The organism is Trichlorobacter sp. (assembly GCF_030247655.1).
Taxonomy (GTDB): Bacteria; Desulfobacterota; Desulfuromonadia; order Geobacterales; family Pseudopelobacteraceae; genus Trichlorobacter.
On the sequence record NZ_JAOTRZ010000194.1, the window covers coordinates 1 to 5702 of the forward strand.

Consider the following 5702-nt stretch of genomic DNA (forward strand, 5'->3'; position numbering starts at 1 on the left):
CATGCAGCCGGCCAGCTGTGGCTGCCTCATCCCACAGCTCAAACTGCCGGGCAGCCACGGCAAAATCGCCAGGGGTGAGCTGCTCCAGGCGTCTTACCTGCTCATCCCAGGCACTACTCTCTGATTCATCGCCCCCCATCCGTACCAGCTCCTGCCTGAACATGGCCACCCGCTGCTCCGGTTTGAGGGGAGCGAACCGGACCTTGAAGGCAAACCTCCGCAGTGACGCCTGATCCAACTTGCTCATCAGGTTGGTGGTGCAGATAAAGATCCCATCAAAGGCCTCCATCTGGGTCAGCAGCTCATTGACCTGGGTTACCTCCCAACTGCGATGGGCATCACGGCGGTCTGACAGAAAACTGTCCGCCTCGTCCAGCACAAGCACTGCATCTTGCTCCCGTGCTTCGCTGAACATGGCGGCGATGTTCTGCTCTGACTGCCCCACATACATACCCAGAATGTCAGAGGCGCGTTTGACGATCAGCGGCTTGCCGACTTGATCAGCCATGTAACGAGCCAGCTCACTCTTGCCGGTACCGGCTGTGCCGTAGAAGCAGAAGCTACCGTGAGGCCTGCGCTTGATGCTATCAACCAGCTTGTCAATCGGCAGATCAGTATTCAGCCACTCCAGGCTGTAGCCGGTACGCAGAATGTTTCTCACCGGCGTTTTCTTCTGTCCAAGCAGGCTGGTACTGCGGTCAAGGGTCTGCTGCACCAGCTCCAGCGCCTGCCGGTTGTTGTCAGGGCTGCCAAGCCGTGCCACTTTGGCCGCCCGCTCAAACTGGGCCGGTGTGATCTGTTCATTAGATGCCAATTTTTCCAGCCAGGCGTGGGGCGGATCGAAAACAGCCAGATGGTGTTCCGCCATTGTAACCCTGATGGCAAGAGGAGGAATGGGAAAGCTTACCGAATAATCAAAACGCCGCAGATAGGCTTTGTCGATATGATCTACCTGATTACAGATCCAGATGGCAGGCACCTGATTGTTTTCCATGGTCCGATTGATCCAGGCCTTGCCACCGGCAGCACTGCCATGTTTTGCCATGTTACCGCCAAACAGCATGCTGAAAAAATTGAAACCGCCGGGGAAGACATCCTCAATTTCATCGAACAGCAGCATGGCGTTGCCGTGGGATGACAGCAGCTTCTGGCAGAGTGCATATGCCTTAAGCCGTGCTTCACCTTTGATCGGGTCACCATCCTCATCAGTAAAAGAAACTTCAAACAGCTCAACCTGCAATTCTTCACTCAGTGCCTGGCAAAACTCGTTTTTGCCCACACCGGGCTTGCCGTGAAGCAAAATGTTGACGCCGTGTTCCTTTTTCAGCTGAGCATTGCGCAGATAGCCTGAAAGCAGTGCGGCATCCCTCTGCAAGTGGGGGAAGTTTTCCAGGGTAAGAGTCGGCGCTGCCGCCTTCTTCATGAAACGGGAGACCAGCTCTTCGGTGCTGGTATGGCGAATCAGCAGGGTGTCCCCAAGACCGCCCATCAGGCTTACTTTGTCCTCCAGATCATTGCTGGCGTGCCTGCTGATTTCAAGCAGACCGGTGGTAAGCAGAATACTGTCACGATGCAGGGCTTTACTCAGTGCCGCCTCCGCTGTTCCGGTTATCCGCCCCAGAGCCTGGCAAAAGCCGGAGATGCTGGTTTTTTCAGAACGACAGCTGATGGCGTCTTTAAATTCTGGAACCGCATCCAGTCCGGCGGCAAAGATCAGCAGTGTTTTTTCCGCCTCGTTAAGGGCAAGGAGCTCTCCCAGCAGGTCGATGTTGTTAAGGAGCGGCAGGTCATCAGGCAATTGCATTTTCTGAAGCTGCTTGCGCTGTATCAGTAGCTTGGTGCGACAGCGCGAGGTTGTAACCGGCACCGGGCATTCCTCGTCGTCATCTTCTGTTTCCTCAAGGAGCGGCAACCCGATAAGGGCGCAAAAACCATCGTCAGAAAATATGTCTGGCCAACGGTTTTTTGATCTGCACTCATGCCAGCCGAAAACCAGCGCCAGATCAATCAGCCAGGTGCCGAAAAGCGGCATATAGCTTCTGCTCTCATTGCTCAGCTTTGCTGTTTTTGATTGGAAACGGTGGCGGTTGTGTTGATTTCTGCGTCTCATGATCTGCCTCCCAACTGGTAGTGTTGGATATAGAATGACAGAGCATGACGACGATTTATGTCGTTTTACTCACTGCCGCTGGTTTTATAGATAGCGGAATACTGCCTGCTTAGCTCCACAAACTCCTGGCGCAGGGAATCCGGAGCCAAGACCTCAACCCGTGCTCCAAAGCCGTTCAGCCACCAGCGTAACTGGAGGGTATCCTCCACTGATACAATCAGCTCAAAACGACCATCCGGCAGCTCCTTTACCTTCTGGTCATCTGACAGCGGTGACTCTTTGATGCGCTGAATATCATCCTGATGGCTGAACCTTGCCTTTAATCTGATAGTATCACCAACCGGGAACGTCAGAAGCTCTTCTACCCACTCATCCAGATCAAAATCCTTCGGGACGGTTACCGGCTTATCAAGTAGCTCGTTTGACTGGAACCGATGCAATAACAGCAGAATGGGATCAACATGCTGGTTGATGGAGGCGATCAGGTAGGTAAGCCCATCTACGAAGACCATGCCTAACGGATTGACTTCCTGATAGGTGCTGATCTTGCCGCTAACGGTGCGATAGCTGGCGGCAAAGCGTTTTTCCTCGAGCAACGCTGTGTAGACTTTTTCTGCAAGCTCTTCTGAAACATCAGGTGGGATGGAAACAAGGTTACGCGACATGACCCGGACCTTGTTCGGCCAGGAAGCCAACTTTGTATCAACAGCATTTTCCAGGCGTTGTTTTGCTGACTTCTGGTAAGGGGCGAGTGCAGAGAGAATGCCTTTGGGTAGCATCCTTCCAAGATACTCCCCAGCAAGTGTGAAAGTGAGAGCAGTCACCGGATCCATGTTGGGGATATCGAAGCTGGCAGCATCGTCGGTCCACTTCCAACCAGACGGTTTTTTGCCGTCACTTGTAATCGGAAAGAGCGATTCAAGCTCAATCAGGTCACGCTGGATGGTACGCAGGGTTGTTTCAATGCCGTCCTCATGCTTAAGGCGACTGCATATCTCAACCGTTGAAATACCGGTTCCTTTTCTGGGAATCATGCGCAGCATCAGCCAATGGCGGTAAAGTGTACTCATGGTCATTGCTCCTCAGTACAAAAAAATCACGACAATCCATGTCGTTTATCGTACCAGAATTTTGCCATGAGGCAATTCCGCGTGGTAATAAAACTGGCACACCCATTCGAGTGTGCCAGTCTGGCTGTTAGAAACTTTCATCTTCTGACAGATTGTTTTCAGCATCAGCAAGCTCTTCCTCGTCTATTTCCAGATCATTGTCATCTTCATGATCAGGCAGGTACTGCTCAACCAGTCGTGCCGGTACAGTCCGAGCATGAGCCAAATCCTGCTGTCGAGCGACAAGCAGAAAAGAGTCGCAGGCTACCAGCAGCATTTCAATGTCACGCAGGTGGCCGCTAAGCTGATTAAGGTAGGTTGGGGTCAGTTTGGTGACACCGGCTATACTCCGCAACTCTGCCCAGCCAACCTGAAACTGTTCGTAGCTGTCATTGGCAAATGTCTCGTCATAGATGTCTGATAATACCTTTACTGTTTCCTGTGCTGTGCGTGCCATGATGGGCCTCCTGTGTGTAATATGTACCAACTCTAGCCCACAATGGCGACAGACTGCGTCGCTTTGTTGTCTCTTTAGATCATTCAGTCCAGCTCGGATTTTCAAAACGCATGGTCTCTCCATAGAAATCAAGATATACGGTTCCAATAGGCCCATTCTTGTTTTTGGCAATAATGATCTCAGCAGTTCGTTCGTGATTGTGGACGCATGACCCGTCACGTCTTCTGCAATGCTTGCAATAAACAGCCTCCCTATGGAGGAACAGTATGACATCGGCATCATCTTCAAGTGAGCCGGTGTTCCCCAGGTCGCTCAACCTGGGACACCGCTTTCGTGCTTTCCGCTTCTCTACTGACGAGTTTAGTTGTGAAAGCACGATGACGGCAATTTCAAGCTCTCTGGCCAACACCTTTAACGAACTGGAAATTCTGGATATTTCTACTGGGGTAAGAGCTGATCTTGAATCGTCACGCATAAGCTGCAGGCTATCTATGACAATCATCTGAATGTTGTGATCAACTTTTAAGCGTATTACCTTGGCAAGCAATTCCGTGATACTGATGCCTGAGGTGTCGTCAATGTAGATACAACTTCTTCGCAGTAACTCCTTCGCATCATCAAGATTGAGCAGATCTGCCTCAGTTAATTGTCCGGCCCTTACTCTGCCAGAATCAGCACGGGCAGTGGCTGTTAGCAAACGGATGCCAAGTTGTTCTTTAGAGAGTTCCATTGAAAATATTGCCGTAGGTATGGTGTTATTTAAGCTTAGGTTTTGGAGGATGTTCAGGGCTAACGCGCTTTTGCCCATAGAGGGGCGTGAAGCCAAAACAGTCAGGCTCCCAGGCTGGAGGCCAGACAACATGTGGTCTAAGTCAATGAAGCCAGTTGGGTATCCTGTGACTCTATTCTTGTTCAAATTCACCTGGCGAATGGTTTCATAGGATTCGTCTATGAACTCGTGTAATGCTTGTATTGGCTGACCTTTGTAGCGGTAGATGGCATTGCACAATGGATTTTGCCTTGTTGGATCATCAAAGGTTTGCATAGAGCCTCCCATAATGTGGAATATGGGACAGCCTATCAGTGCATGGCGACAGTCAATGTCGTTTAGTTTTGCAAGAACTGATCCTGTAGCATCAGCTTGGTTTTCAAATCATCTACACATCAATAGACCATGCCCTATTGGTAGTAAAGTGATTGACAGGCTCAGTAATGTAAAATCAATAACTTATACAACCGGAAAAGCTGAAATAAATAAAAAGCTTGCATGTCTTAGATTCTATTGATAGATTTATCATATAGTGTTTGTGGCTATTGATAAAATCAACGGGGGGAGTCTACCATGGCAACTATCGGATATGCGCGGGTATCAACCACGGACCAAAATTTGACGGCACAAATTGAACAGCTTACTGCTGCAGGTTGTGACAAGATATTCCAAGAGAAAATATCCGGCGTGAAGGAAGATCGCCCCCAGCTGCTGGCTATGCTGGATCATCTGAGGGCTGGTGATGTTGTGGTGGCCTGCAAGCTGGATCGTATTGCCAGAAGCACCAAGCACCTGCTGGAGATTGTGGATAGCCTGGAGCAGCAGCAGGTTGCATTCAAGGTGCTGAACATCAGCCTGGACACTGCCACCCCCACCGGAAAGCTGATGCTTGCCATGCTGGCAGCAATCGGCCAGTTTGAAAGAGAAATGATGCTAGAGCGGCAGCGTGAAGGGATCAAGATCGCCAAGGAAGAAGGGAAGTACAAAGGCCGTATACCAAAGGCACGCGCCTTGTCCAAGCAGGTGCTTGAACTATTAGCCCAGGGCAAGACCAAGCAGAAGGTAGCTGAAGAGCTGAATATTGGTGTTGCGAGTGTATACCGTATAGCCAAGGCAGCGAGGACAACAACTTGACAAATTCACCACAAACACCAAAGGGCAACCGGTAACGGCTGCCCTTTCTGCGTAAAACTCCTGTAATCTTCCGACAATTTCCGATTTTTTCAGGGAGAAGAAAACCCGCTATTGGTTCTCCTT

At 50.5% G+C, this 5702-nt stretch carries 5 protein-coding genes; 1 reads left to right on the top strand and 4 read right to left on the bottom strand.

The features are described from left to right. From OEL57_RS13480 to OEL57_RS13495, 4 genes are all read right to left on the bottom strand, one after another. On the bottom strand, nt 1-2110 hold a 2110-nt coding region (locus OEL57_RS13480; protein WP_300741112.1), incomplete at its 3' end, for an AAA family ATPase. Between the two features lie 65 nt (nt 2111-2175). After that, complete coding sequence (locus tag OEL57_RS13485; RefSeq protein ID WP_300741113.1) at nt 2176-3180, bottom strand: helix-turn-helix transcriptional regulator; 1005 nt, start codon at nt 3178-3180, stop codon at nt 2176-2178. A 127-nt stretch (nt 3181-3307) separates the two neighbouring features. Next, nucleotides 3308-3676 (bottom strand): hypothetical protein, encoded by a 369-nt coding sequence (locus OEL57_RS13490; RefSeq protein WP_300741115.1) that lies wholly within the window; start codon nt 3674-3676, stop codon nt 3308-3310. A 79-nt stretch (nt 3677-3755) separates the two neighbouring features. Continuing rightward, nucleotides 3756-4721 (bottom strand): DnaB-like helicase C-terminal domain-containing protein, encoded by a 966-nt coding sequence (locus OEL57_RS13495; RefSeq protein ID WP_300741117.1) that lies wholly within the window; start codon nt 4719-4721, stop codon nt 3756-3758. Nucleotides 4722-5018: 297 nt separating this feature from the next. On the opposite strand from OEL57_RS13495, the gene OEL57_RS13500 reads away from it, so the two are divergent. Further along, nucleotides 5019-5579 carry a recombinase family protein gene (locus tag OEL57_RS13500; RefSeq protein WP_300741119.1) on the top strand — a complete coding sequence of 187 codons (561 nt, stop codon included), beginning with the start codon at nt 5019-5021 and terminating at the stop codon, nt 5577-5579. The last annotated feature ends 123 nt before the right edge of the window (nt 5580-5702 follow it).

Excerpts from the sequence above, each read along its gene's own strand:
- OEL57_RS13485 (WP_300741113.1), bottom strand. The coding sequence starts at position 3,180 with ATGAGTACACTTTACCGCCATTGGCTGATGCTGCGCATGATTCCCAGA.
- OEL57_RS13490 (WP_300741115.1), bottom strand. The coding sequence starts at position 3,676 with ATGGCACGCACAGCACAGGAAACAGTAAAGGTATTATCAGACATCTAT.
- OEL57_RS13495 (WP_300741117.1), bottom strand. The coding sequence starts at position 4,721 with ATGCAAACCTTTGATGATCCAACAAGGCAAAATCCATTGTGCAATGCC.
- OEL57_RS13500 (WP_300741119.1), top strand. The coding sequence starts at position 5,019 with ATGGCAACTATCGGATATGCGCGGGTATCAACCACGGACCAAAATTTG.